The sequence below is a fragment of the Pseudomonas sp. KB_15 genome (assembly GCF_052114525.1).
GTDB lineage: Bacteria > Pseudomonadota > Gammaproteobacteria > Pseudomonadales > Pseudomonadaceae > Aquipseudomonas.
Window position 1 is genome coordinate 1 of record NZ_JBFREX010000352.1, and the last position, 367, is coordinate 367.

A 367-nucleotide genomic window follows, 5' to 3' on the forward strand; every position below is an offset into this window, starting at 1 on the left:
GTCGAACATCACGCGGATGTACTGCGCACGCACCGGCACCTCGAGGCCCAGCAGGCGCTCGATGGCCATCACGTAGGCGTGTTCGTTGACCATCATCGACACGTAGTCGAGACGGTCCATGTACGGCACGCTCTGGATCCAGGTCTTCTGTTCGGCCAGCTTCTCGGTGGCACGGTGCAGCAGGCCGATGTGGGGGTCGGCACGCTGGATGACTTCGCCGTCCAGCTCGAGCACCAGGCGCAGCACGCCGTGCGCTGCCGGGTGTTGCGGGCCGAAGTTCAGGGTGTAGTTCTTGATATCTGCCATGACGTCGATCTCAGTGCTGCACGCCGCCGTAGTTTTCCTCGCGAATCACGCGAGGCGTGAC

Annotated in this window: 1 pseudogene; it reads right to left on the bottom strand. The window is 63.2% G+C overall.

The features are described 5' to 3' along the window. Positions 1-306, bottom strand: a pseudogene (locus AB4Z35_RS31250) (NADH-quinone oxidoreductase subunit C/D); the annotation flags it as partial. Positions 307-367 lie beyond the last annotated feature (61 nt).